A 24,651-nucleotide genomic window follows, 5' to 3' on the forward strand; every position below is an offset into this window, starting at 1 on the left:
GACCGGGAATTAGGGATACGAGCATGGCACCCGCTAGCCGAGACGGCAGACCGGACAGAAACAAAGACAAAGGCAAGAGGCGCGGACCGCGTGAGGAAACGAACTCCTCAGGCGATCGCGATCGGAAGCCTTATGGAGACAGAGGCGCCAGAGCCGACAGTCGTGGCGGCAGGCCCGCGCAAGACCGCGGAGGCCGCCCCACGGGCGATCGGCGTGGTGCACCGTCCCGCGATCGCGGTGGTCGGTCATCTGAGGAACGTGGCGGACCCCGGCATGCGGAGCGAGGTGAACGCCGAGGCGAAACTTCTGGCCGTCCCACCGGTGACCGCGGTCGTCCCAGCACTGAGCGTGGTCGTCCCGGCGCCGAGCGTGATCGTCCGAACGGCGATCGCGAACGGCCCGCAGGTGCAGATGCCGGCGGCAGGCCCACCGGTGGCAAGCCGACTGGCAAGCCCACCGGCGGAAAGCCCACAAAAGGCGCCGCCACCGAGCGTTTCCGTAAAGCCCATCGCAAGGGTCCCGGACCCGAGGGCAAACCCAAGTCGGCTCCCGATGTGAAGAGCGGTCAGGTACGGCTCAACAACGCCAAGCCCGCCCGCGACCAGAACCCGCTCGATGTCGGCGGCGACGGAGCGACATACGTCAAGGGCGGCACGCGCCTGCAGAAGGTGCTGGCCCAGTCCGGCGTCGCATCACGTCGTGGCGCCGAAGAGCTGATTGCTGCCGGCCGCGTCGAGGTCGATGGCGAGGTCGTCACCGAGCAGGGCTTGCGTATCGATCCCGAGACCGCTGTGGTCCGTGTCGATGGCGCTCGCGTGGTGGTCAACGAAGAGCATCAGTACCTCGCTCTGAACAAGCCCAAGGGCTGGCAGTCGACGATGGCCGACGAGTTCGGGCGTCCGTGCATCGGTGATCTGGTCGCCGAGCGGGTCATGTCCGGGCAGAGGCTCTTTCACGTCGGCAGGCTCGACGCCGACACCGAGGGACTGATCCTGCTCACCAACGACGGTGAGCTCGCGCATCGCTTGATGCATCCCTCCTTCGAGGTGCCCAAGACCTACATGGCGACTGTCCGTGGTGAGGTCAACCGCAGCTTGGGTCGCACGCTGCGCGAGGGAATCGAACTAGACGACGGACCGGCGAAGGTCGACAAGTTCGCTCTGCTGGACGTGAACGAAGGCATCTCCTTGCTCCGGCTGACGTTGCACGAGGGCCGCAAGCGAATCGTGCGCCGCATGCTCGACGAGACAGGCCATCCGGTGATTCGTCTGGTGCGCACCGACATCGGCGCCGTGAACGTCGGCGAGCAACGTCCCGGCACCCTTCGGGTCATGGGCAACGACGAGATCGGCGCGCTCTACAAGGCGGTGGGAATGTGACGAACCGTGCAGTGATCGCGATCGACGGGCCCGCGGGTACCGGAAAATCGAGTGTGTCGCGCCGAGTGGCAACAGCGTTGGGCGCCAACTACATCGACACCGGTGCGATGTACCGCGTGGCGACGTTGCGCGTTCTGCGTGCCGGGGTCGATCTGGACGACGCAGAGGCGATCGACAACGCGACCGAGGGGTTGACGATCTCGGTCACCAACAGTCCGGTCAAGCAGATCGTCCTCATGGACGGCGAAGACGTGAGCGCAGAGATTCGCGGCGACGACGTCACCCGCGCCGTGTCGGCGGTGTCGGCAGTTCCGGCGGTCCGCACCCGTTTGGTGCAGGCACAGCGGGATCTGGCCCAGAGCGGGCTCAGCGTGCTCGAAGGTCGCGATATCGGAACCGTTGTGTTCCCTGACGCCGAACTGAAGGTGTTCTTGACCGCGTCGCCCGAGGCTCGCGCCCAGCGGCGGCACGATCAGAACACCGCTGCAGGCAGAGACAGTGAGTACGCGACGGTGCTCGAGGACGTGATCCGTCGAGACCATCTGGATTCGACGAGGTCCACCTCGCCGTTGCGAATGGCCGATGATGCCGTGCAGGTCGACACCACCGATCTGGGCATCGAAGAGGTGATCGCCGAGCTGGTCGAGTTGGCGCGTCGCCGCATTCACGTAAACAGCTCGAACGAGGTAAAAGCATGAGTGACAGTTTTGATGGGGCAGGCGTCGGCGACGACGGCCTGTGGACAGACGAATCCGACTGGGACATCAGCGAATTCACCGAGCTGGGCGATGAGGGATCCGCGGTGGCGGTGCCCGTTGTCGCCATCGTCGGGCGCCCCAACGTTGGCAAGTCGTCCCTGGTGAACCGCATCCTCGGACGGCGTGAAGCCGTCGTCGAGGACATCCCGGGCGTGACCCGCGACCGCGTCTCGTACGACGCGTCGTGGGCGGGCAGGCGCTTCATGGTGCAGGACACCGGCGGCTGGGAACCGGACGCCAAGGGTATGGCGCAGTCGGTGGCGAGGCAGGCCGAGGTCGCCATGAAGACCGCCGACGCCATCGTGCTCGTCGTCGATGCAACCGTCGGCGCCACCACCACCGACGAAGCAGTCGCGAAGGTGTTGCGCCGCTCGAAGACCCCGGTGTTGCTGGCGGCCAACAAGGTCGACGACGAACGCATCGAATCCGAAGCCGCCGCGCTGTGGTCGCTGGGTCTGGGGGAGCCGTACTCGGTCTCTGCCGCCCACGGTCGCGGAACCGGTGATCTGCTCGACAAGATCCTCGAGGCGTTGCCCGAGACACCGCGGGAGACAACGCTCACCGGTGGTCCGCGCCGGGTGGCGTTGGTCGGCAAACCGAACGTCGGCAAGAGCTCGTTGATGAACAAGCTCACCGGTGAGGACCGCGCGGTGGTCGACAACGTCGCGGGCACCACCGTCGACCCGGTCGACGAGCTCGTCGAACTCGGCGGGAAGATCTGGAACTTCGTCGACACCGCCGGACTGCGCAAGAAAGTTCAGCAGTCGAGTGGACATGAGTTCTACGCGTCGCTGCGGACGAGGTCGGCGATCGAGGCGGCCGAGGTATCGGTGCTGCTGATCGACGCGTCTGAACCCATCACCGAGCAGGATCAGCGCGTGCTGACGATGATCATCGATGCCGGTCGTGCGTTGGTGATCGCCTTCAACAAATGGGATCTGGTCGATGAGGACCGCCGCATGCAACTCGAAAAAGAGGTCGACCGTGACCTGTCGCGGGTGCCCTGGGCGCGGAAGGTGAACATCTCGGCGCACACCGGCCGGGCGGTTCAGCGGCTCGTACCGGCGCTCGAGACAAGCCTGGCGTCCTGGGACAAGCGGGTCTCCACCGGGCAGCTCAACACCTGGCTCAAGGCCGTCATCGCCGAGACCCCGCCGCCGATGCGTGGCGGTCGGCTGCCACGTGTCCTGTTCGCCACCCAGGCCGCAACACGGCCGCCGACGTTCGTCTTCTTCACCACGGGCTTCCTCGAGGCCGGCTACCGCCGCTTCCTGGAACGCAAACTGCGCGAAGAGTTCAACTTCGACGGGTCGCCGGTGAAGGTGAACGTCCGAGTGCGCGAAAAGCGTGAACGCAAGAAGTAGTGATGTCAGAAGTCGGCCCCGGTCAGAAATGACCGGGGCCGACTGTTTTTCTGTCATCGGCGCGTGCTCGTTAGCTCATCTGCCAGGCGATTTTCGGACCGGGACGACTCTGAGGTAATCTCATGCAGCGGCTCGAAAAGAGCCGCAACGGGCTGTGGCGCAGTTTGGTAGCGTGCTTGACTGGGGGTCAAGTGGTCGCAGGTTCAAATCCTGTCAGCCCGACAGTATGGCCAGGTCGATATAAATCGATCTGGCCATTGTCGTCTCGCGAGGCAGAGCCCGCACAAACCCACTCGCTCCAGGCAAACCCACGTGCAGCAGCACCTGGGTTTGCCTGGACGAGCTGGGTTTGTGGCAACTCAGTCGCTGTGGTCAGCCCACAGCGTGTTGTACGGGACCGGGCGACCCAGAACCTGTTCGGCTGTTCGATGTCCCGACTTCAGGGCGCCGGTCACCGTCGAGGGGTCGTCGGTCCAGGTCGCCGCACCGGCGAGGTACAGCACATCCTCGATCGGGGCCGACAGCGCATCGTGATCGCTGCGATCTGAACCGACCGTCATGTAGGAGTAGGAGCCCCGCGAATAAGGGTCGTCCTGCCAGCGGGTCACGTGCACGAGATCAGGTTCGACGACCCGATCGCCGTACAGCCCCCGGAGCGCCTCGAGGACTGAGTTCGCGATCCGCTCATCCGACCAGGTGCGGGTTTCCTTGGCGCAGGGTCCTGCGGCGAAGGTCAGCAGCATAGGCGCGCCGTGCACGCTGGTCAGGTCGTACCAGGAATGCCACCACCGGCCTGCATCGCCTTGCCTGCGGATGGCGTAGACGTCCTCGTCCCAGAACTTGCGGGGAAACCGCAAGAACACCTTCTCGAACGCGTTCATCTCCAGCCCGCTCAAAGCCCTCGCGTGAGGCTCGGGCATCGGTGGATCGATGACGAAGTCTGGCGACGTCAGCACCCCGATCGGGACGGTGACGACAATCCTTCCCGCGGAGAACGAGCCGTGGGCGGTCTCGGCGGTTCCGCCGTCCGGCGTCCAGCGCACCCGTGTCACCTCATGTTCGAGTCGCACGTCCAGCCCGTCCGCAAGGTGCGCGGCGAGTTGGTCGTAGCCGTCGGGGAACACCACTTCGGCCCCGTCGATGGCATCGTCGTCGAGGCCGTGCGCGTCGAGGTCGTCGAGCCACACACCGAGCTGCTCCTCGGTCCGGTGGCGCAGGAACTCCCGGACGCGCATCGCGCGGTCGTCATCCCACTTCAGTTGGTTGAAGGTCGCTTCCACTGCATCGCCGAACGAGGTGTTCGGCCCAGATGCAGCGACGGTCGACGCGAACTGCTCGTTGAACGAGTAGATGTCCGAGACGAACCGGGCGGCGGCTTCGTCGCTCAGTCGGGCGCCGGTCGGTGAGTAGTAGGCGATCGGTCTCCCATCCGGCTGATAGCTCCCGACGGTGAACTCCGCAGTCCGCATACCGAGAGCGTCGACGGCATCGGCCACCGGGTTGCCGTCGATCCCGTGAATCCAAGACGCGCCGACATCGAGTACACCGTCGTCGCTGCGCGACGTCCAGACCCGGCCACCCACCCGATCACGCGCTTCCAGTACAGCGACCCGCTGTCCCTCGCGGGCGAGGATTCGCGCGACGGTGAGCCCGGCTATCCCTGCACCGACGATCAGTGTGTCGACATCTGTCACGGTCGATCCGATCTATCCGCAGTTCGTGGATGCGGCTCGTAGACGTGCCGCTCATCCCATCGAAGCACGGCTGGTCACGCCTGTTCGCGCGAACACCACCATGTCGTTCGACCGCCGACAGTCCCACGCGACATGGGCGAATCGCATCGAGGGCACGTGGCGTCCGTCTTCCGATACGGGATGATCTCGCCGGTGTGGACGCCGCCCTTCTTGATCGCGGATCGGATGGCGCGGCGCAAGACGACCCGGAGTTGGTCGAGTTCGTCGGTGGTCAGTGTCTTGGCGCGGCGCGACGGTGACAGCTCGCTCTGCCAGAGCACTTCGTCGGCGAGCAGATTACCGATGCCCGCGATGGCTGCCTGATCGAGCAGCCTCGCTTTGAGAGGCGCTCCGCTGGAACCGATGCGGCGCCGGAAGTCATCGCGGGTGATCTCCGCGGCGTCTGGCCCGAGGGCGTCGATATCCGGTTCGAGGCGCACCCTGCCCAGACGCCGTTTGTCGAAGAGTCGGAGCCCGCCTCCGTCGTCGAACGTCATGGCGAAACGCGTCCACTCGGGTTTGTCGGTATCACGTTCACCTACATGCGGATCGCCGCCGCCATACCGCGAGGTCTGCTCTCCGTCGGGTGCGGTGACGATGATTCGCCCGCCCATCCCGAGGTGAATACCGATCGTCGGACCCGGTGTCCCGTCGGCAGTCACGGTTTCGCACCACATCGCTTTGCCGCGGCGGTTGGCCTCGGTGAGCATGCCGCCCTTGAGCGCGTGGGCGATCTCACCCGGCCGGTGTGGGCGGCACTCGAACGTGTCGGTGTCGTCGATGTCGACGATGACTCGATTCAATGCTTTTTCGACGACTTGTCTGGCGTTCTCGACTTCGGGGAGTTCGGGCATTGCTCAGCTGTACCCCGTGCAGCGGCGCACCACGCGCGAATCGTCACCGGTGCAACGCCCGCCGGGCGATCGGTGCACTTTCTGAACTTTCGGGTGTCAGTTGGGCTGCAATCGGCGGAGGCGTTCGCGTAGAGCGAGTGCGGGCTTGCGCCTGCCGGATCGGTGCTTGGACCACGTCCACGGTCGCCCGGACGCGGCCAGTGCGTGGGCAACCGCGTCGAACACCGACACGGAGTCGTGGATTTTCGGGACCGATGTCATCGTGATGCCGGAGCAGCCGCCGAGGTTCGCGATCACGAACTCCCAGACGTCGTGCTCGGGCGGAAATACGACGTGCAGGTGCGATCCCGCCGGCGTCGACTCCACCGCATCCCAGATCTGCCCGAACCATTGATCGTGCGCGCCTGACCTCGTCAGCTGCACGATGGTCACCTGTTCTTCCTGCATGTTGTTCCCTCGGCACACCCAGTAGTGACGCTCGTCACGTCACGTTTCGTCCGTATTGTGCCGTATGCCACACCGAAACGACGAACTTCGGCAATGTCATCGGCTCGTGTCAGGACTTCGCTCGGCCTCGGGCGCTCAGCACCGCTCGTGCGGTCAGGGCGACCACGCGGTCCTCATGGTCGACGAGAGAGGTCAGGGCCAGGTGCGCGGCGGGACCGTGTATCTCCGACAGCGCCTGCGTCAACCTGGACCGGCTGGCCGGATCGCCGGACACGTCGAGTGCTGTCGACAGCATCGCAGTGATCATCTCGGCGATCTTCCCGGAGTGTGCGAGACTGCTCAGCGCTTCGCCGGCCTCCACATCGCGAGCCCCCGCGACCACCGCGTCGATGAGCGCAGGCACCGCACCGATCTGGCCTCTGGATGCCAGTTCGATGGCTGCGCGACTCCGCACGGTGACGTCGGCGTCGGCCAAGGCCTGTTCGAGGAGAAGGGTTGCCTCAACGCCCGGAATTGCAGTGATCGCCAGGACAGCCTGCCGGCGCACTTCGACGTCCGGCGCGTTCACACCGGCGGCGAGCGCGGCGACCCCATCGCCACCCAGTCGCGCCAGCGACCACCGAAGAGCCCCGGAGACGTTGGGGTCGGCCTCGGCGAGCAGTGCCTCCGCGAGGAGCTGAGCGGGCACCGGCCGGTGGTCGGCCGTGCTGAGCACGGCCCGATACCGACGGTCCGGGTGATCAGAACCCAGATCACGCACGAGCTGCACCAAACCCAGCACATCGCTCCATGTGTCCGGGTCTGTCTGGTCGACCTGGCGAAGCCTTGTCAACAACTCCTTCTCACGCTCCAGCCTGTGCTCTGTCTGCTGAATCAGTTCGCCGACAAGCCCTGCAGGGGTGAAGCCGGGATCATCGAGCGCGCGTTGAACATCACGAAGAGACATCCCGAGCGAGCGGAGGCTTTCAACGCGAAAAATTCTGACGATGTCGTCATGGGAATACTCGCGATACCCTCCGTCACTCCGCGCGGTTGGACTCACAAGGCCCAGTGAGTCGTAGTGCCGGAGCATGCGCGCGCTGACGCCTGTTCGCCGCGCCAGTTCGCCGATCAACATTGCTACTCGTCCCGACTCGCGTTGCCCGTGTTGGCAATCCGGCGGGCGTCCTCGGCGGTGATGGTGAACTCGCTGTCGGGGTCGGCCATCAGCCGTTCGGTGGCGTGTGCGTGAGCGCGGATGGCTGGGTCGTTGCTGTTCATCGCGGCGGTCAAGAGCGGATGGATCGCGTCGTCCAGTGCGATCAACGCGCGACTCAGACTGCGCTTGAGGTCGCGATCCCCGCGCCCGAGCTCGGTGATGAGTTCTGCCGCGAGGACTTTTTCTTCACCGTGTGGCACCAGGACAACGGCCGTGCGCCACGCCGTCCGCGCGACCTCGTCGTCGGCGTCATGCATCAGGCTCTTCGGAACCTTCCGCCACAGGTCCTTGTCAGCGAGCTTCGACAAGGTGTGCAGGGATTGACTGCGGGACTGCGGGTTGCCCGAGTACAGCTCGGTGAGCAGTTCCGGGACTGTCAGTTCCGTCGGGTGCCGGATCAAGGCCCAGGTCAGCATGTCGCGGACGAAGAAGTCGGGTTCGATACCGCAGCGCGCGATCAGCGGGTGTACCAGCGTGGGGTCGGGTGTCGTTCCTGCGGCGAGAGCAGCCCGCAGTCGGGTCGACGCGTTGGGTGCGCGGAGGGCATCGATCAGACGTGCCTGCTGATCCGCGTCATGTGGCTTGCTGATGTGAACCACCTCCTTGCCATCAGTCTCGACCTTGTCACAGTGTCAAGGTCAAGTGTTCGTGTGCTATTCGAAGGCCCTGGCGCCTGGTCGCCACTAGGATTCTCACGATCACCCCCCGAACGTAGGACCCACCATGGCAGCTCGCGAACTCGATGACGTGACACCTCGGATCGCCGAGACGGCCGCGGGGCCGGTCGAATACGTCGATCTCGGTGGCGGGCCGCCCATCGTCTTCATCCATGGCTCACCCGGCGGCTGCGACCAGGGTGCGCTGATGACCCAGTTCATGACGTCGAACCACCGCGTCGTCTCGATCTCACGACCCGGATACCTCCGTACGCCCCTGACGGAGCAAAATCGGTCGCCGCAGCAACAAGCAGCTCTGGTGGCGGCGTTGCTGTCCGAGTTGGAGATCGAGCGATTCGCGCTGATGTGCTGGTCGGGCGGGGGACCGGTGACCTATACCTTGGCCGCGCGGTATCCGGAACGCGTCACGGCGGTAGTCGCCGTAGCCGCGGTCAGCACCGAGTTCAACCCTGCGAAGACGATTCGCGGACGGCTCGAACTCGGGGAGGAGAAAATGCTCTTCGGCCGCCTCGGCACGTGGTTCGCCACCACCCTGGCCGAGAGGGCGCCGGCGACGGCAATCACCACACTGTTGTCGGGCGAGGGCGATCTCACGCGGTCGCAGGCGAAACAACTGACGGCTGAGATCATGTCGGACGACATTCAGCGGGCGTTCGCGACCGCACTGTTCGACACGGTGACCGGGCCGCGAAAGCCGGGCTTCGAGAACGACTTCGAACAGTTCAAGCACCTCGATCTGCCTTTGGCCGCGGTGAGCGTCCCGGCACTGTTGGTTCATTCCAGAACCGACGCGGATGTGCCGTATGCGCAAAGCGTTCATGCAGCGGGAGCGATACCGAACTCGCAACTCATCACTGTCGACGTCGGCACGCATCTGTCGGCGTGGTTGGGTCCAGACGCTGCCGACATCCAGTCGGCGATCATCGAGCATTTCAGCGCGCGGGGGTAAAGCGCTGGTCGGAAACAGGCTGCGTGGAACGTTTGTGAGTTAGATTTGCTCCGGGTCGGACCAACTCTGCTGCAGCAGGGCTCAAGGGGGCGGCATGTCCAGAAGTCGTACGGCAGTCATCGGGATCTCTGCGCTGGCCCTCGCCGGCGGATTTCTGCTCTCCCCGAGTACTGCCACTGCCGCACCAACCGCCTCGAATTGTGTGCTGAGCCCAGGGCAAAGTTGCACCTACGCGACTCCGGGTGAGCAGGCGACGGTCGTCGTGCCGGCGGGCGTCACCTCGATCGTCGCGGTGGTCACCGGTGCACAGGGTGGGACACCACTGGACAACCGCGGCCGACCGAACGGCGGTAAAGGCGGCGGCGGCGGCCAAATCGTTGCGCAATTGACCGTCCAGAACGGAGAACAGTTCAAGCTCTACGTGGGTGGTCGTGATCCGCGGGTCGGCTACACCAAAGGTGGCGGTGGCGGTACAGCGCTGGCCGGCCAAAGTGGGGCGTCCGGTGGTGGTTCGAGCGCAATCCTCCGCGGCGATCGTCCACTTGTGGTCGCCGGCGGCGGCGGGGGTGGGGGTGGCCGCGGGAACGGGCCGGGCTCCGAACGAAGTGTTGGTGGCATCGGTGGGTCCGGCGGTGAAAAGGCGGGCAGCGGTTCCAACGGCGAGGGGTCTTTCAGCGAGGGCACACGACGGGCGAAGTTGTTGTGCTATCCGGGCTTCGGCGGCGGCGGGGGCCGGTCAGGAAGCGGTACCGGAGTGGGAGGGTCCGGGTCGGTTCTGAGCGGCGCCGGTGGCGGCGGAGGCGGCGGCTACCGGCACGGCGGTAACGGGGGCTCGGGTGGCGCAGGAAACCTCGGATGTGGAGCAGGCGGCGGGGGCGGTGCCGGCGACTCGTTCGTGGGCAACGGCGCCCGGCCGGTGGCCATCGGTGGCGTGCAGGACAACGGACCCGGATCGATCGTGCTGCATGCCAACTTCACGGCGCAGTCCTTTTCCTGCGTTCGCGGCGAGAGTTCGTGGCGAGTCCCCGGCGGGGTCACCGAGGCCACCGCGATCGTCGTCGGCGCGGAAGGTGGACATCCATCGGACCCGAGCGTTTCAGGTCATCCTGGTTATGGCGCGAGGGTCGAGGGAACGCTGACCGTGACCCCGAATACCGACGTGCGCGTGGTGGTCGGATGCAATGGCAATTCAGGGTCGGGCTACGGAGAGGGAGCGGGCGGGAGCCGCGGGATCGCATTCAGTTCGGCCGCGGACAACGGCGGGGGCGGTGGCGGAGCGTCTGTTGTCTCCGATGTGAACGGCACCCCACTGATCGTCGCGGGTGGCGGTGGCGGTGGCGGGGGCGGCGCCGGCAAGTACACCTACTTCAACGGAACTCGCAACGGCGGCAACGGTGGCTCGGCCGGTTTCGGGCCGGGCAGAGCGGGTGCCCAGGGCGGTCAGCGTGGCGACGCCGACGGCGGCGCGGGGGCCAACGCACCCCGAGATCGCGGCGGCAACGGAGCAAATGGATCCCGCGTTCCCGTGGTCGGCAGCGGTGGTGGGGGCGGTGGAGGTGGTGGCTATCAGCACGGCGGCGACGGGGGACACAGCCCGGGATCGATCGGTGGTGGTGGCGGTGGTGGCGCCGGGGAGTCGTATCACGACGCGGGACGCGTGGCAGGGGAGTCCTATCAGCCGAGTGCCCGCGAGGGTGACGGCTTCATCGTCATCATTCACCGGACAGGCTGAGATGTGAGGCTGCACTGAAACCCGCTGGGCGTCGCGGCTGATCAGGAATCGAGAAGCTTTCGAACAGCGGCAGCAATAGGGTCATTCGCATGACCAACCGGAAGCTGTCACTGGACATCCTGACCCTTGCCGTGCCCACGATCGACGACGCACGCGCTTTCTACACATCGACATACTCACTCGGCGGTACCTCTCTCGACTTGCATGGCGCAGGTCAACTGGACCTCGTCGCTGCAGTGAGTTCAGTTGCGAGCACGGAGTTTCCAGGGCTCGTCGTCAGTTACATCGTCGATCAGCCCAGCGAGGTGGAGTCTCTGCTCGCTGCTGCTGCCGCGGCAGGCGGGGAGGTCCTCAAGCCCGCGAAGAAGGGTTTCTTCGGCGGATTCACCGCAGTCTTCCGCGCACCCGACGGTGCGATCTGGAAGCTCGCCACCGACAAGAAGAAGAATTCGGGCCCGGCAGCCGAGCCCCCGACGCCCACCGAGACCGTCTGCATCCTGGGCGTCGACGACCCGAAAGCGTCGAAGGCGTTCTACACCGCGCTCGGGATGACAGTTGACCGTGACTACGGCAAGAAGTTCATCGACTTCGAGTTCGACGCGGGTACGTCGAGGCTGGGCCTGCTGCGCCGCTCGGAGTTGGCGAAAGATGCGGGTGTATCGGATTCGGGTCGCGGGGGCGGCACGTCGGTGCTGGTGAGCCGACAGCAGTCCCGCGCCGACGTCGACACTCTGCTGGCAGCGGCCACCTCGGCTGGTGGTCAGGTCACCGCCCCGGCTGGAGTCGTCGACGGTGGCTACGCCGGACAGTTCACCGATCCCGACGGCTTCATCTGGAGGGTTGCGTCCAACTGACGGCGAGGGGCTACGGCTGGCACATCCCGCTGTACTTGCTCAGCCCTAGTCCCTTGTTCGCTTTCTTGCTCCGACCTCGCGGACCGTCTTTGGGTGCGCGTACCCACGTGCTCTTGGCGTCGAGGCCCGGCATCTTCTCGCTGCCGATCCGGCTGTAGCGGGTCTCGCCGTCGACGGTGAGTACGCCGTCCTGCACGTCGATGTGGGCCACGGTCGCCCAGAACGAGTTCTTGCTGTTCCCGACATAGACGAGGATCTCATCTGCGTCGGGTCCCGGCAGTCCGTCCTTTCCAGCGCGGCCGTACCTGATGGCGACGCGTGGTTTTCCGAACTTGTCCAGCGCGCCGGCACCGTTGTCAACGCTCTGATAGATGTTGACGAGGAGGTCGCCATTCTCGTTGGGGAGTACGCGAACCTGTTCGGCTGCAGGCTTGTTGCCCTTGCCGGGGCCTTTGCTGTCACCGTAGTGATGCATGTACGGCCAGGTCTTCAGATCACCCTGGTGACCTTTGTCGCCGCTGATGACGACGTACTCGTTGGTCTCCTCGTTGCGGCAGAAGAAGTAGACGTCGAGGTCGCCCGTGCCGTATTTGGTGACCCTGCCGTCGTCAGCGTAGGTGGCGCCTCGACCGTCCCACTCCAGACCCACGGTCAGCACCCAACTGGGGTCGCCTTGCGATTTACGCAGATCGATTCGTGCAGTCTGGCTGGGAGAGTCCTTGGTCAGGGCTACTTTCACCTTGTCGAACGAGATGGACGGCGTCTGCTGGATGGGTGATGGCGGCGCCGGTGCTGTTTGTTCGGCAACCTCCGGAGTCGGCGGGGCGGAGGAGTCGTCGACGTCGATGCCGAACTCGGTGGCAAGTGCCGCCAGTCCTTGGCTGTATCCCTGCCCGATTGCGTCGATCCGCCAGCCGGAGCCGCGACGGTAGAAGGCGACAGCCTGGAGCACTGTCTCGGTGGACAGACCGGTGGGCGCGAATCGGAGATGTTGCGAGTCGCCTGCGATCTCGATCTGTAGTTGTGGCACCGACCCGAAGTCTGTGCTCTGGGCCTCAGTGCTTGCGGTGAGCAAGATCCTCTGGACGTCTGCCGGTACCGCGGTGAGATCGATGGAGATGCTGTCGTCGGAGGTCAGCGCCACACCGGGCGCTTGTGGGTTGTTGAAGAAGACGAAGTCGTTGTCTGACCGCACTTTTCCGCTCGTGTTCAGCAGTACGGCTGCGATGTCCACCAGACCCGGTTGGGTTGAGCGCGTGCGCACGAGGTACCGGCCGTCGGACAAGTCGGTCTTCGAACCCTTGGCTACGTCCAGCACAGATCGAGCCTCATTTCGTGTGTGCATTCCCGCCGACTGTCGACTTCGACCATGGTGGCATATCTGCCGTGGCTGATGATTCAGCTGAGGTTCAGCGATGGTTGACGACACTAGGGTGGAGTACGCGTGTGCGCGCCTGACGTTCTAAGGAGATCGGTATCCGCATCCTCGTGGTCGATGACGAAACCGGATTGCTCAGGGCCATCGCAGCCGGTTTGCAGGCCGAGGGTTTCGCAGTCGACACCGCGACCAACGGCACCGATGGACTGTGGCTGGCGCAAGAGAACGACTATGCGGTGATCGTGCTCGACATCATGCTCCCTGGAATGAACGGCTACCAGATCTGCGCACAGCTGCGGTCCGCGCAGAATTGGACGCCGGTCATCATGCTCACCGCGAAAGATGGTGACCTCGATCAGGTCGAAGCCCTCGACACCGGCGCCGACGACTACCTCACCAAACCGTTCTCGTTTCCGGTGCTGCTTGCGCGGCTGCGTGCCCTGATCCGACGTGGCGGTGGCGAACGCCCCACGGTCCTCACCGTCGGAGATCTGGTGATCGACCCGGCGGCCAAACGGGTGACCCGCGCCGATACCCCGATCGACCTCACCACGCGGGAGTTCAGCGTCCTCGAATTCTTGGCATCCAAGAAGGATGCGGTGGTTTCGAAGTCGGAGATTCTCGGCGCGGTGTGGGACTTCGACTTCGACGGTGACCCGAACATCGTCGAGGTCTACATTCGCCACCTACGCAACAAGATCGACCGGCCATTCGGGCGAACGTCGATCGAGACGATGCGGGGAGCGGGCTACCGGGTGGTCGACGATGCGTGACAAAAAGCGGCCACGGCTGCGGTCGGTACGAGCCCGCATCACGCTCATCGCCACGGCGGTGGTGGCGCTCGCGCTTGTCGTCGGGGGTCTTGCTTTCGTCATGATCCTTTCAGCCACGCTGCGTGACTCCGCCGAATCAGCCGCCAGCAGCGAAGTATCGCGGTTCGAAGCGATCGTGGAGCAAGCCGGGTCCACGACGCAGGCGGCAACTGCGCTCGCGGACCTCGATGGGTATGCGCAACTCGTATCTGCAGGCGAAGTCGTCGGTGCGACCGAGGACCTCGACGACGCCGCACCGCTGGCCACCCGCGACCTCGATGACCCGGCTGCCGTGACAGTCGCCGAGTCCGACGGCGACGAGGGAGAGCGGTTGGTCATCGTCACGAAAGAACTGGATGACGGCACGGTGTTGGTGGCGGGCGTCGACGACGAAACCCGAGCCGATGCCGTCGATGCCACGCGAACCCTGCTCTTCTTCGCGGTGCCGGTCGTTGTGGTCTTCGTCGGGCTGACGTGCTGGATCGTCGTCGGACGTGCGTTGCGGCCGGTCGAGCGGTTGCGCCGGGAAGCCGAACAGGTCACCGCCGCTGATCTGAGCCGGCGGGTCGGCATCCCGGGTTCTGGGGATGAGATCGACCGGTTGGCCTCGACCCTCAACGGCATGCTCGGCAGGCTCGAGACATCGCAGGTGCGCCAGCAGCGTTTCGTCTCGGATGCATCGCACGAATTGCGTTCGCCCATCAGCTCACTGCGGCAGAACGCGGAGGTCGCGTTGTCCTACCCCGGACAGATTCCGCCGGATGAGTTCGCGGCGACGGTGAAAGCCGAGTCCGAGCGAATGGGTGGCTTGGTCGATGGCTTGCTGCTGCTGGCCCGCGCCGATGAAGCCACTTTGCACCTGGCCTTGCGTGAGGTCGATCTCGATGATGTCGCGCTCCGAGAGGTGAGTCGCGTCCGCGCCGATGCGGGTGAGCTGATCATCGACGGGTCAAAGATCGAGGCTGCCCGGATAAACGGGGACGAGGCGATGCTCGGCCGTGCCGTGCGCAATCTGGTCGACAACGCCGTGCGCCACGCACGTGGGCGAGTCGCGGTCTCGACGCATGTGGTCGGAGGCCATGAACCGGTCGCCGTGGTCGTCGTAGAGGACGACGGGGCAGGCGTGCCGGAGGACCAGCGCGAGCGTATCTTCGAACGCTTTGTGCGCATGGATGAATCACGGGCCCGGGACGCCGGCGGCGCAGGCCTGGGGCTGGCGATTGTGGCTGAGATCGTTGCGGCACATGAAGGTTCGGTTCATGTGGTCGACAGCCTGCTCGGCGGAGCGCGATTCGAGATCAGATTGCCCCGCTGAGGGCGGAGCGTGTATTCGTTGCGCCATTGCCCGAGGGGGTTTCGCGACTACTACACGCTGGGCGGCTTCAGGTTGGATTCAGCGACTGCGCGAGAAGGTGATGCCACCACCCCATCGAGAAGGAGCAACACATGCCCAAGAAGACCATCGTCATCGCCGGAGTCGCCAGCGCAGCAGTCCTGGCTCTCGGTGGCACCGGCATCGCTTACGCGGTAACGGACGGCTTCGGGGAATCAGATGACCTGAGCGGCAGCGACCTCGACCGGGCCACCAGTGCGGCCATCGCCGAGGTCGGCGGCGGATCGGTGACCAGCGCCGACAAGGACGACGACGGCGGAGTCACCACCTACGACCTGGACATGGTCGGTTCGGACGGCGTCGAATACGAGATCACCCTGGACGAAGGCTTCAAGGTCGTGAAGGTCGACCGGGATGACGACGATGCCGCGCCGACGAACGGCGAGGAGACCGCGCCTGCCGCGGCGCCCACCCCCGCACCGCCGGTCGCCGCACCGGTGGACCCCGACGATCTTGTCGGCGAAGAACTTCAGCGGGCCTCCGATGCCGCGATCGCAGCTGCCGGCGGCGGAACGGTCACTGACGCAGAACGCAGCGACGACCCCGGGCACGCCTTCGACGTGGAAGTCCGGCTCGCCGATGGCTCCGAGGTGGATGTCGATCTAGACGCGAACTTCGGCGTGTTGTCGGTAGGGCGGTGACCGCTGATCGCAGCACCACTTGGGCGAGATGGCGCCGGTGGCCGCCAGGTCCCGGCGCTGTCGGCGCCCTTGGGTAGGGTTCATCGGGTGAATTCGATCGCAGCTGTGAAGTCCGTGAACGCCCGTATCGCCGAGGAACTGTCTGTTGCAGAATCGCAGGTGGCGGCAACTGTTCGACTGCTCGACGAGGGTTCGACGGTGCCGTTCATCGCGCGATACCGCAAGGAGGTGACGGGCAGTCTCGACGACGCCCAGCTGCGGTTGCTCGACGAGCGGCTGCGCTACCTGAGAGAACTCGACGAGCGCCGCACCGCGGTCCTGGCGTCCATCGAGGAGCAGGGCAAGCTGACGGACGAGCTGAAGGCTGCGCTCAACGCTGCGGAGACCAAGTCGCGGGTCGAGGATATCTATCTCCCGTACAAGCCCAAGCGGCGGACCAAGGCGCAGATCGCACGGGAAAACGGACTCGAACCGCTGGCGGACCGGCTGCTCGCCGACCCGTCGTTGGTGCCGGAGGACGTGGCAGCCGAGTACGTCGCGGGTGAGGTTCCCGATGTGGACAAGGCGCTCGAGGGCGCACGCCACATCTTGATCGAGCGGGTCTCGGAAGACGCAGAGCTCGTCGGTGCAGTACGCGAGAAGTTCTGGGCCGAAGGTGCTCTGCGGACACAACCGCGCACCGAAGAAGTCGGGAAAAGTGCTGCCGCACAGAAGTTCCGTGACTACTTCGACTTCTCCGAACCGCTGGAGAAGATGCCGTCGCATCGCGTGCTCGCCGTGATGCGCGGCGAGAAGGAGGAAGTGCTGTCGCTGAGTCTCGACGCCGGCGAGGACGAGGCCTACCAGGCGATGGTGGCCCAGACGCTGGGCGTCGACACCACTGCGGCCGGCCCGACCACCCCCTGGCTCCTGGGCACCGCCCGGCTGGCGTGGCGAGCAAAACTGATGATCACCGCCACCTTGGACGCCCGAGTGCGCCTGCGCAAGCGTGCTGAAGACGATGCGGTCGCCGTGTTCGCGGAGAACCTTGGCGATCTACTGCTGGCTGCGCCCGCAGGTGCCCGGACCACCCTCGGACTGGACCCGGGCTTCCGAACAGGCGTGAAAGTGGCCGTGGTCGATGGCACGGGCAAGGTGCTCGACACCGCGGTCATCTACCCGCATCAGCCCCAGAAGCAGTGGGATGCCGCCCGAGCGACCCTCGGCGCCCTTGTCGCCCGCCACGGCATCGAGCTGATCGCGGTGGGCAATGGCACGGCCTCCCGCGAGACCGACGCCCTGGCGACCGAATTGATCGCCGACGTTCAGAAGTCCGGTGGCACGCTCACCAAGGCAATGGTCAGCGAGGCCGGCGCCTCGGTGTACTCGGCCTCGGAGTATGCCTCCCGCGAGTTTCCGGACATGGATGTCTCACTGCGCGGCGCGGTCTCCATCGCCCGTCGCCTCCAGGACCCGCTGGCCGAACTCGTGAAGATCGAACCCAAGTCGATCGGTGTCGGTCAATACCAGCACGACGTGACGCCAGGCGTGCTCGCCCGTAGCCTGGACGCCGTCGTCGAGGACGCCGTGAACGCGGTGGGCGTCGACCTCAACACCGCGTCCGTTCCATTGCTCGCCCGCGTCTCCGGGGTGACGACAACGCTGGCCGAAGCCATCGTCGCGCATCGCGACAGCACCGGACCCTTCACGAGCCGCAAGGCCCTCCTGAAAGTTCCGCGTCTGGGACCCAAAGCGTTCGAGCAGTGCGCAGGGTTCTTGCGTATCCGTGAAGGCGACGACCCTCTCGACGCTTCGGGCGTGCATCCGGAGGCATATCCGGTTGTCCGGAAGATCCTGGACCGTTCGGGGGTGTCGTTGGCCGAGCTGATCGGGAACGAACGCACCCTACGGACACTGCGCCCTGCCGAATTCGCTGACGACCGCTTCGGTGTTCCCACAGTCACCGACATCCTTGCCGAACTCGAAAAGCCGGGCCGCGACCCGCGACCCGCGTTCGCGACGGCGACCTTCGCCGCAGGCGTCGAGAAGGTCGCCGACCTCAAGCCCGGCATGGTGCTCGAAGGTGTGGTCACCAACGTCGCCGCGTTTGGCGCGTTCGTGGATGTCGGTGTTCATCAGGACGGTCTGGTGCACGTGTCCGCGATGGCCAACAAGTTCGTTTCCGACCCGCACGAGGTCGTGAAGTCCGGTCAGGTCGTTCGGGTCAAGGTGATGGAGGTCGATGTCGATCGACAGCGAATCGGTCTCTCGCTGCGCCTCGACGATGAACCCGGAGCTGGCAAGGCCAAACCCGAACAGCGGTCGAACAACGCGGGGCAGCGTCCCGGTAAGCGGCCCGACAAGCAGAATCAACCGAACCAGCGCAATCAACCCCGGCGCGACAACAACGCAGGACGTAGAGCAGCCGCCGCGCCAGCCGCGAACGGTTCGCTGGCCCAAGCGCTGCGCGACGCGGGATTCAGTAAGTAACTCACAGGTGGAGCGCGTCGCCGGGGGCGATCTCGGTGGCGCGCACCCCGCCCCGGTCGGCGAGCGCGACGAACTCGCTGCCTGGGCCGAAGAACCGCGAGGGCCTGATCCTGTCGAAGCCGATCGGCCACAACGTGCCGAAGTGAATCGGCACCACATGGCGGGCCGCGACCTGTTGTGCGGCGAGCACCGCTCGTGCCGGATCCATATGCCCCACACCGAGAGTGGGACCCCAGCCACCGACCGGCAGTAGCGCCAGATCGATGTCGGAGGCCCAGTCACCCAGATCGGGATAGAGGTCGGTGTCTCCGGCGAAGTAGGTGCGCCGGTCGCCGGCGATCACATATCCGAGGGCAGACGTCGTCGCCGGGCCGCGGCGCCACCGTCTGCCGTCGTGGTCGGCGGGCACAGCTCGGATGGTGACATTGCCGATCGGTACCTCATCGCCGGCGCGCACCTCGATCAACCGATCGCCGACGGCACGCAGCGACGCCAGGGCATCGGGAGCTCCGGCGGGCACCACGATCGGGACGTCCCGGGACAGCTGACGCAGCGACGGTAGGTGCGTGTGGTCGGCGTGCAGGTGCGAGAGCAGCACCACATCCGGTGCCCGCACGTCCGCGCCGGTGGGGTTCGGGCCGCGTCTTCGTCGCAGATGCGCCACCCGCGAGGTCAGGACAGGGTCGGTCAGCACGACGGTTCCGCGATCTCTGATCAACACGCTCGCGTGCCCGAACCACCGCACAGCGGGTCGCGCGCCGGTGTCGTCTGCGTCGTTGTCCCCGGACATGGCGGTCATGGGCACTACGATTCCAGAGATCAGCAAAGGGGGTGCCATGCACACCACAACCAAAGTCGTCCGGTTGTTCATCGAGTTCGTGGTGTTGTGGCTTTCGTCCGCTGCGGCGATCCTCGTCCTTGACGCCGTGTTCGACGGGATCTCACTGCACTCGGCCGACTTCGGGATACCGGCACTGTCGACCCTGCCGTCCGCACTGGTCGTCGCGCTCGTGTTCGGGGTACTCAGCGCAGTGCTCTGGCCGGCGGTGGTACGGCTGATGTCGTGGGTGGGACCGGCCGTGCTGTTCTTGCTGGTCTTCTTCGCGAGCGGTGCGATCATGTGGTTGACGCTCAACATCGTGCCGATGGCCTCGATCGACAAACCCTGGGATGCCGTCGTGATGGCGGCGCTGCTGTCGCTGTTCAGTTCCTTTGTCGGAGGGGCGATTGCGTCACGCTCGGACACCTCCTACCGGTTGATGCAGGTACGCAGGCAACGGTTCCGATTTCGGCACAGCCCGAGTGGTTCCGGGGCAACACCCGGGCTACTGTGCATCCAGATCGACGGCCTGGGCCACGATGTCCTACGGCGTGCGATCGCCGACGGCGTCACTCCCGGACTCGCCTCGATGGTGCGGCAGACACACTCGCTGATCCCATGGCACACAGACTGGAGCAGCCAGACCGGTGCGAGCCAACTCGGCATACTGCACGGCTCCAACCACAATGTGCCCGCATTCCGGTGGTACGACAAGACATCCGGGAAGATCGCAGTCTTCAGCAATCCCCGGGACAACGAGGATCGCGAAATCGAGCGTGCGGAGATCCCCGGCCTGCTCTCGACCGACGGAGCGAGCCGTGGCAACCTGTTCACCGGCGGCGCAGACGACAACGTTCTGGTCGTGAGCCGGATGCGTGGAGCCCGGGTCGGCGGCGGGGCCGGGTATTCGTCGTACTTCTCCGATCCCTCGAGCACCTTGCGCACCGTGATCCGTATGGGCGCCGAAATACAGCGCGAACTGAGGCAGGCGTGGCACCAGCGTCGTGCCGACGTGCGGCCCCGTGTTCCTCGCGGCGGGTCCTATCCACTGGTGCGGGCTTTCGCGAATGTGCTGGCAACCGACGTCACGGCGGCGGCGGTCGTCCGCGACCTCATTCAGGGCCGCAGCATCATCTACGTCGACCTGATCGGCTACGACGAGGTGTCCCACCATTCCGGCATCTCCCGGCCCGAGACGCTGTCGGTGTTGACCAAGATCGATGAGGTCATCGCGATGCTGCGCAAAGTGATCGAGCAGGCCGACCGGCCCTACCGGGTCGTGGTGCTCTCCGACCACGGACAGAGCCAGGGCGCGACGTTCCTCCAGCGTTACGACGAGAGCCTGGAACAACTCGTCTTGCGGTTGTGCGGTGCCGACGGCCTCGCTTCACCGGCAGACCCCAAGCCGGGAGCCGAGGGGTTCGAATACGCGGCGGCAAGCGTGCGTCCGCCGAAACCGGAGCAGGAGCCCGGCACACCTGCAGGAGTTCCGGTGGTCCTGGGCTCGGGCAATCTGGGACTGGTCAGTTTTCCGTGGTTACCGGGTCGCGCGACGGTCGAGGCCATCGCCGCCGACTGCCCGGGGTTGGTGGACGCCCTGCGCGTCCATCCCGGAATCGGGTTCGTGTTGCTCGCTCGCGCCGAGGGGGGATCGGTGGTACTCGGCGCCGAGGGCTCTGTGGACGTCGACACCGGTGCGGTCGACGGAGTCGACCCCCTCGCGTACTTCGGTCCGGACGCGCTTCAAAAGATCCGCAGGACAGATGCTTTCGATAACGTCGCGGACATCATGGTAGGTGGTTCTTACTGGCCGGAAACGGACGAGGTTGCTGCCTTCGAGGAGCAGGTCGGCTCGCACGGTGGAATGGGCGGACCGCAGAGCACGCCGTTTCTCCTCTACCCTGACGATGTACCCACGCCGCCGCAACCCCTGCATGGTGCCGAGCAAGTGCATGCAGTTCTCGTCGGTTGGCGCGATCGCGACGACTAGGAGTACATGTGGGACCATCCGTCGATAGGAATGTGCACACGGTCTCGGGTTCGCCCGTCGCCAACGGGCCACGACTGCCCACGCTGGACGCGCCCGACCATCAGCCGGCGGGGATCGATCGGGTGGGCGCCGTGGTGCGCACCTACGCAGCGCCTCTCGTCGCAGGTACCGCAGTGGGTGCCATGATCGGCGGCATCACCGGAGTCGGCGGGGGAGCAGGGGCGCTCGCTGGTTCGGCGGCAGGTCTGGTCGGTGGATATATGCGAGGCCGCATCGGGGCCGGGGCTCACGTGCCGACATCCACGGTGGCGCGTCCGGTGGCCGACGAGCGGCTGCGCGTCATGGAGTTCAACGTCCACGGCGGAATGGGCGGACCGGGAAAGTTTTTCGCTACCCCGACGACGTTGGCTCACCTGGCCGACACGATCAGACAACAGAACCCTGACGTAGTGCTGTTGCAGGAACTCGATCACTTCGCCACTCGGTCGAACTACACCGACACACTTCGTCAACTGGCGAAGCGACTGCATGCCGACGGGGCCGTGATGTCGCCGGCCATCGACAAGGGCACCGGGCGACGGGAGGGGACCGGCGTCCTGACGTTCAACGGCAACCTCATCACCGACGCACGGAGTCTGCGCATCGGCGACGTGCTCGGCGACGACTCGGGGCGACGCCTGCGGGCGACCGTCGACGCGTGGGCCGGTGTCGTCACGCCCAGACTCGGCGGACGCAAACTGCCTTTCGGCGGTGTCATCGAGTACCAGCCACGCGTCGCCACCGACGTCATGATCCGCACCGCCGGCCACAACTCGATCAGGGTGTTGTCGGGACATTTCAGTCCGCCACACGACGGTGTCGACGAGCCGCGCCGCCAGGTGGACCCGATAGTCGCGACCCTCGAGACGTGGATGGGCCCGACGATCTTCGGGGCCGATTTCAATGTACGCGACGGTTCGGCCGAATTCGACAGGGAACACGAGGTTTTCGCGGCAGCTGGGATGACCGAGGCGACTGCGGGCGCACCACCCAACAGTGACCGGGTATATGTTTCCGACCACTTCGCCGCCGAAAATCCTCAGAAGTTGGATACGCCCAAAGGCGCGGTTCCGGCCAGTGACCATTCGCCGGTCGTCGTCGAGCTCACACTTCGCACGTGACTCTCATGTCACTGCTGACGCCATCCAGCTGAAGCCCGCAAGCACCGACAAAGCCGGAGGCAGCAACATCGACGGGCACCGGAGTTCCGGGAGCAGCGCGCACACTGCGACGACATCAGCGGCGTCCGGACAACACAGGACACCTCGGAGCCCTTGACGGTGGCGAACGACAGCCACCGCGCGCGGAGCCATCGCGCTCCAGCCCAGCACGAATACCCGAGATGTTCTCAGTGTCAACCAGTTCAGGGCCGCCTCCATCATCGCCGTGTCGGCGTCCACGGAAAGATCGATCACCAGGCAACGCACCCCCACAACACCGGCGGTCGGTGCGAACAGTGCGTAGGCGTCTTCGGCCGACTCCTCGGCCCCGACCGGGATCACGACGTAGGTGCCGCCGGGATCTGCTCGACCGAACAGATAGCCGTCGCAAGGACTCGTGTGCCCCGGCACCACGAGAACTTCACACTCGTCGGGTAGCAACGGCATCGCCGCCCGAAACGCACAGATCTGAGAAGCGCGATTCGTACGCCAGGTCTCGCAGGCCGGATCGGCCCGATAGAAATGCGCTGCCTGGCCGTATGCCCAGGATGCGCACAACAGGGTCCGCCGTGCTCCGGCCACGTCGTCGACGGCCAACCGTTGATCGGCGCGTTCGATGGCGCGGTCGCCTGCGCGGCGCCAGTATCGTTCCCACGACACCACATCACCGGGCGCGACCCGGGCCCCGGCGCCTGCGATGGTGGTGGCGTCGGCGAACCCGTTGGCAGCCACCGACAGTGACCGCAGCAGGAGTCGATCGAAAGTCGGGTCGGAGTGCAGCTGCATCACAAGCTCAGCGAGGACGAAAGGTCGGACGGCCGAGGGCGTCGGTGCCGACCGGATACGCTTCCAGGCGGCAGTGGTTGAGAAGCGTCAACTTCAGAAACGTCGCGAAAACAGGGAACTGCAGGCCGGCCGAGATGGTGATCACGGAGTTCGGCGTGGCCTCCGCGATGAGGACATCGTAGAGGTCATCGACGGACAGCCCACCAGGGTTGCGCTCGATGACGGCATTGACGGCACGAGTGAATTCGACGCCGACGTCAACGATCTGCTGCAGCTGGGCGCGTGCTGCGTCCCCCGAGACGGGCAGCATGGGTTTGTGGCCGGCGCAGAGTTGCTGCAGATGACCTTCGTCGATCATGCGTATCGCCCGTGATGCGGTCTGGGCGGTGTGGTGCGGATTCGAGTCGGTCCAGATCGGCAGTGCAGATGTCTCGTCGGCCAGCATCAGAAATTGACGTGCGGGCAGGAAGAAGACAACCCCACCGGCCGAGTGACCTCCTGATTGCAACACCTGGACCTCGATAGCGCCCGCGTCGTCGGTGAACGACCACCCGGTCCACTCGGTGCTTCCGATCGAGATGGCTTGGGCGGGGCCGAGTTCCTCATAGTCGGTCATGGTGTCGATGCTCAGGCACACCTCGGGATATGTCTGCAGAAGAATGTCCACGACCAAGGAGGGGATGAACGCGCCGAGTGCCCGGCTGATACCGAGGGCAGCGAGCTCTTCCCCCACGCTCGCGACGTCGTCGGAGGTCAACGCCGGCGACGCCCCCAGGGATCGCAGTAGGTCGGCGATCCGATCAGTGTCGAGGTCGAGTCCGGCGAGGTAGTCGAAGTAGGGAATGCCTGACTTGTACATCCTTGCGAAGAAGGCCTCGTAGTCGAGCGCGGGACGCGCCGCACGCGGTATGAAGTGTCGTCGCCGAGCAACGTTGATGGACTGCAACACATGGTTGTTGCCCAGATGATCCACGTGTCCGTGGCTGTTGAGCAACAACACTTCCTCGATCCCGTCGAAACGACCCGCGACGTCGACAATCGCACGGTATTGATCTTCACCGACGCCGCTGTCGAGTAGGTACAGCCGTGGGCCTCGTCGGTAGATGGCGATGGTCGGAAGGTCTGGGTCATCCCACAGGGTGTGGGGATGGTGACCCTCGATGAGAAATAGATCCCCGGTGATCTCGTGAATGGTGCCCGTGGACATCCGCTCGGTCC

21 protein-coding genes and 1 tRNA gene are annotated in these 24,651 nt (G+C 65.4%); 13 read left to right on the forward strand and 9 right to left on the reverse strand.

Features of this window, described 5'->3' with window-relative positions:
* Window positions 1–23 precede the first annotated feature (23 nt).
* The 4 genes from DFR67_RS00085 to DFR67_RS00100 all read left to right on the forward strand — a co-directional run bounded on the left by DFR67_RS00085 (window position 24) and on the right by DFR67_RS00100 (window position 3,723).
* Window positions 24–1,379 carry a pseudouridine synthase gene (locus DFR67_RS00085; protein WP_110467423.1) on the forward strand — a complete coding sequence of 452 codons (1,356 nt, stop codon included), beginning with the start codon at window positions 24–26 and terminating at the stop codon, window positions 1,377–1,379.
* Window positions 1,380–1,390: 11 nt separating this feature from the next.
* Window positions 1,391–2,077, forward strand: coding sequence for a (d)CMP kinase (cmk, locus tag DFR67_RS00090; protein WP_211324915.1), 687 nt, complete (start codon window positions 1,391–1,393; stop codon window positions 2,075–2,077).
* A complete protein-coding gene (gene der / locus DFR67_RS00095; RefSeq protein ID WP_110467425.1) occupies window positions 2,074–3,501 on the forward strand; it encodes a ribosome biogenesis GTPase Der in 1,428 nt (475 codons plus the stop codon). Before cmk ends, der begins: the two co-directional genes overlap by 4 nt.
* Before the next feature lie 148 nt (window positions 3,502–3,649).
* Window positions 3,650–3,723 (forward strand) — tRNA-Pro (locus tag DFR67_RS00100).
* Between the two features lie 137 nt (window positions 3,724–3,860).
* Here the strand turns inward: DFR67_RS00100 and DFR67_RS00105 are convergent.
* The 5 genes from DFR67_RS00105 to DFR67_RS00125 all read right to left on the reverse strand — a co-directional run bounded on the left by DFR67_RS00105 (window position 3,861) and on the right by DFR67_RS00125 (window position 8,332).
* Complete coding sequence (locus DFR67_RS00105) at window positions 3,861–5,195, reverse strand: flavin monoamine oxidase family protein (protein WP_110467426.1); 1,335 nt, start codon at window positions 5,193–5,195, stop codon at window positions 3,861–3,863.
* Window positions 5,196–5,269: 74 nt separating this feature from the next.
* Complete coding sequence (locus DFR67_RS00110; protein ID WP_110467427.1) at window positions 5,270–6,088, reverse strand: DNA-formamidopyrimidine glycosylase family protein; 819 nt, start codon at window positions 6,086–6,088, stop codon at window positions 5,270–5,272.
* Window positions 6,089–6,184: 96 nt separating this feature from the next.
* Window positions 6,185–6,535, reverse strand: a complete 351-nt coding sequence (locus DFR67_RS00115; protein WP_110467428.1) for a hypothetical protein — start codon at window positions 6,533–6,535, stop codon at window positions 6,185–6,187.
* Window positions 6,536–6,644: 109 nt separating this feature from the next.
* Complete coding sequence (locus DFR67_RS00120) at window positions 6,645–7,652, reverse strand: MerR family transcriptional regulator (RefSeq protein WP_110467429.1); 1,008 nt, start codon at window positions 7,650–7,652, stop codon at window positions 6,645–6,647.
* Between the two features lie 2 nt (window positions 7,653–7,654).
* Window positions 7,655–8,332, reverse strand: coding sequence for a HEAT repeat domain-containing protein (locus DFR67_RS00125; protein ID WP_245937626.1), 678 nt, complete (start codon window positions 8,330–8,332; stop codon window positions 7,655–7,657).
* A gap of 124 nt (window positions 8,333–8,456) precedes the next feature.
* Between DFR67_RS00125 and DFR67_RS00130 the strand changes: the two genes are divergently transcribed.
* The 3 genes from DFR67_RS00130 (at window position 8,457) to DFR67_RS00145 (ending at window position 11,945) form a co-directional block, all read left to right on the forward strand.
* Window positions 8,457–9,359, forward strand: a complete 903-nt coding sequence (locus DFR67_RS00130; protein ID WP_110467430.1) for an alpha/beta fold hydrolase — start codon at window positions 8,457–8,459, stop codon at window positions 9,357–9,359.
* Between the two features lie 94 nt (window positions 9,360–9,453).
* The gene (locus DFR67_RS31345; RefSeq protein WP_158539861.1) at window positions 9,454–11,091 is read left to right on the forward strand and encodes a hypothetical protein; all 1,638 of its coding nucleotides are present in this window, start codon (window positions 9,454–9,456) and stop codon (window positions 11,089–11,091) included.
* Between the two features lie 89 nt (window positions 11,092–11,180).
* Window positions 11,181–11,945, forward strand: coding sequence for a VOC family protein (locus DFR67_RS00145; protein ID WP_110467431.1), 765 nt, complete (start codon window positions 11,181–11,183; stop codon window positions 11,943–11,945).
* A 10-nt stretch (window positions 11,946–11,955) separates the two neighbouring features.
* On the opposite strand, the gene DFR67_RS00150 is transcribed toward DFR67_RS00145, so the two are convergent.
* Entirely contained in the window at window positions 11,956–13,263 is a 1,308-nt protein-coding gene (locus DFR67_RS00150; RefSeq protein WP_110467825.1) for a TerD family protein, read from the reverse strand.
* Window positions 13,264–13,421: 158 nt separating this feature from the next.
* Between DFR67_RS00150 and DFR67_RS00155 the strand changes: the two genes are divergently transcribed.
* The 4 genes from DFR67_RS00155 (at window position 13,422) to DFR67_RS00170 (ending at window position 18,638) form a co-directional block, all read left to right on the forward strand.
* On the forward strand, window positions 13,422–14,096 hold the full coding sequence (locus DFR67_RS00155; RefSeq protein ID WP_110467432.1) for a response regulator transcription factor: 675 nt from the start codon (window positions 13,422–13,424) through the stop codon (window positions 14,094–14,096).
* Complete coding sequence (locus tag DFR67_RS00160; protein WP_110467433.1) at window positions 14,089–15,450, forward strand: ATP-binding protein; 1,362 nt, start codon at window positions 14,089–14,091, stop codon at window positions 15,448–15,450. The genes DFR67_RS00155 and DFR67_RS00160 overlap by 8 nt, the downstream gene beginning before the upstream one ends.
* Before the next feature lie 131 nt (window positions 15,451–15,581).
* Window positions 15,582–16,169 (forward strand): PepSY domain-containing protein, encoded by a 588-nt coding sequence (locus tag DFR67_RS00165; protein ID WP_110467434.1) that lies wholly within the window; start codon window positions 15,582–15,584, stop codon window positions 16,167–16,169.
* Window positions 16,170–16,256: 87 nt separating this feature from the next.
* Complete coding sequence (locus DFR67_RS00170; RefSeq protein WP_110467435.1) at window positions 16,257–18,638, forward strand: Tex family protein; 2,382 nt, start codon at window positions 16,257–16,259, stop codon at window positions 18,636–18,638.
* A 1-nt stretch (window position 18,639) separates the two neighbouring features.
* Here the strand turns inward: DFR67_RS00170 and DFR67_RS00175 are convergent, their stop codons facing one another.
* A complete protein-coding gene (locus DFR67_RS00175; RefSeq protein WP_425451221.1) occupies window positions 18,640–19,437 on the reverse strand; it encodes an MBL fold metallo-hydrolase in 798 nt (265 codons plus the stop codon).
* Between the two features lie 37 nt (window positions 19,438–19,474).
* Between DFR67_RS00175 and DFR67_RS00180 the strand changes: the two genes are divergently transcribed.
* On the forward strand, window positions 19,475–21,448 hold the full coding sequence (locus tag DFR67_RS00180) for a phage holin family protein (RefSeq protein ID WP_110467826.1): 1,974 nt from the start codon (window positions 19,475–19,477) through the stop codon (window positions 21,446–21,448).
* A gap of 8 nt (window positions 21,449–21,456) precedes the next feature.
* On the forward strand, window positions 21,457–22,608 hold the full coding sequence (locus DFR67_RS00185) for an endonuclease/exonuclease/phosphatase family protein (protein ID WP_146240335.1): 1,152 nt from the start codon (window positions 21,457–21,459) through the stop codon (window positions 22,606–22,608).
* Window positions 22,609–22,611: 3 nt separating this feature from the next.
* Here DFR67_RS00185 and DFR67_RS00190 read toward each other — a convergent pair whose 3' ends face one another.
* A complete protein-coding gene (locus DFR67_RS00190) occupies window positions 22,612–23,433 on the reverse strand; it encodes a hypothetical protein (protein WP_110467438.1) in 822 nt (273 codons plus the stop codon).
* 7 nt (window positions 23,434–23,440) lie between these two features.
* Complete coding sequence (locus DFR67_RS00195) at window positions 23,441–24,640, reverse strand: MBL fold metallo-hydrolase (RefSeq protein WP_110467439.1); 1,200 nt, start codon at window positions 24,638–24,640, stop codon at window positions 23,441–23,443.
* Window positions 24,641–24,651: the final 11 nt, after the last annotated feature.

It is taken from the genome of Williamsia limnetica (genome assembly GCF_003217475.1).
GTDB lineage: Bacteria > Actinomycetota > Actinomycetes > Mycobacteriales > Mycobacteriaceae > Williamsia > Williamsia limnetica.